The organism is Desulfovibrio sp. OH1186_COT-070, from assembly GCF_003860215.1.
GTDB lineage: Bacteria > Desulfobacterota > Desulfovibrionia > Desulfovibrionales > Desulfovibrionaceae > Desulfovibrio.
Window position 1 is genome coordinate 1 of record NZ_RQYH01000079.1, and the last position, 1,469, is coordinate 1,469.

Sequence of the window (1,469 nt, forward strand, 5' to 3'; positions counted from 1 at the left end):
CCATGACGATAATCGCTCATGGGAAAACTTTAAACAAGAAACGCTAAAGCTGCCAGCTAAAGCTGGGGGTTTTAACCCTCCCAAAGTGAGACAATAATGGCGTAAAAATAGAATAAATTTGATTTAAAAATTGCAAAAAGATACATCCTGCCCAAGAAACACACGAAGGCGGCGTGCGCTTTCGTCAAAACCGCGAAGAAAAACTTCTTTTCTTATCCGTGTGACTGCTCCCCGGCGGGCGCATGCAAACCCTGTATCGGGACAACATGCGCCCAACCGGTATCCTCCTGCTCCGCCGTCCAGAGATCATGGCTTTTCTGCATGTTCAGCCAAAGTTCCGGGCTGGTGCCAAAAGCGCGGGACAGCCGCAGCGCCATATCAGGGGAGACGGCGGCGCGTTCGTTGACGATGGTGGAAAGCGTCTTGCGGGACACTCCCAGACGCTCGGCCAGAGAGGTCACGGTAAGGCGCAATGCCTTCATGTATTCCTCTTTGATCATTTCTCCGGGATGCGTCGGCTTGCGGGTCATTCTGCGTGGCATTCCATGCGTCATGGGTGTCCTCCTCAATGATAGTCCTGATAGTTCACAACATACGCGTTGCCGTCCTCAAAACGGAAAGTCAAACGCCAGTTTCCGGATACCCTGACAGCCCAATGACCTTTCAAATTGCCCTTGAGCGGATGCAGGTCGTAGCCGGGAGCATTCATATCCTGAACTGTAACGGCGTTCTCCAGGCGATCCAGTTGCCAACGCAGTTTGGCAGCGTGTTTGGGCTGGATTCCCCTGGTGGTGCCGTCATAAAAGAAATCTTCCAAGCCTTTATGGGCAAAGCTCTTTATCATGACTGTCTTTTTGTGTAACCTTTTGCGTTACAAAGTCAAGATATATTCCCCAGCGAGCGCAGAGACAGTCCCCAAGCCGCATTCTCTTCCGGCGCTCCGGCCGGTATGCGGCACGGCTGCAAATGCCGCGTATCCTGTGCTGCGTGGACGCGCTCTGCCTTTCAATGGTGTCAACAGAACATACCATACGCATCCACGGCCCAATGTCTTTGGGTGTTGCCTCCCTTTTGTGCGGTTCATCGCCTGGTTGCCGCAACCGCTGACTGCACAGACTCTGCTTTTGAGTGCAGCCACAAATGGGGGGATTACAGGGCAAACGTCATTCGCCGTTTGGGAAAACCTATCATCATTTCGTCCTTCAAAAAACCTCTTGGCAAATTTAGGCAACAAATTGCAAAAAACGTATCTGTTTTCCCCCTCGCTCCTGCCGTACATTCCTTTTATCGGATAGCGACCAATATGAACTTGTCACAGTGTAATATGAGGTGCTCTCATGAAAAATTTTGAGTTCTGTGTAACAACGGACATTTTATTGTCTCACTTTGGGAGGGTTAAAACCCCCAGCTTTAGCTGGCAGCTTTAGCGTTTCTTGTTTAAAGTTTTCCCATGAGCGATTATCGTCATG

General features: G+C 50.4%; 2 protein-coding genes. Both read right to left on the reverse strand.

The features are described from left to right. Positions 1 to 212: 212 nt before the first annotated feature. Entirely contained in the window at positions 213 to 554 is a 342-nt protein-coding gene (locus EII23_RS11840; protein ID WP_260424711.1) for a HigA family addiction module antitoxin, read from the reverse strand. Between the two features lie 11 nt (positions 555 to 565). After that, entirely contained in the window at positions 566 to 844 is a 279-nt protein-coding gene (locus EII23_RS11845; RefSeq protein WP_124793534.1) for a type II toxin-antitoxin system RelE/ParE family toxin, read from the reverse strand. Positions 845 to 1,469 lie beyond the last annotated feature (625 nt).

Bases quoted from the DNA above. Each gene is read 5' to 3' on its own strand.
- EII23_RS11840 (WP_260424711.1), bottom strand. From the start codon at position 554: ATGACGCATGGAATGCCACGCAGAATGACCCGCAAGCCGACGCATCCC.
- EII23_RS11845 (WP_124793534.1), bottom strand. From the start codon at position 844: ATGATAAAGAGCTTTGCCCATAAAGGCTTGGAAGATTTCTTTTATGAC.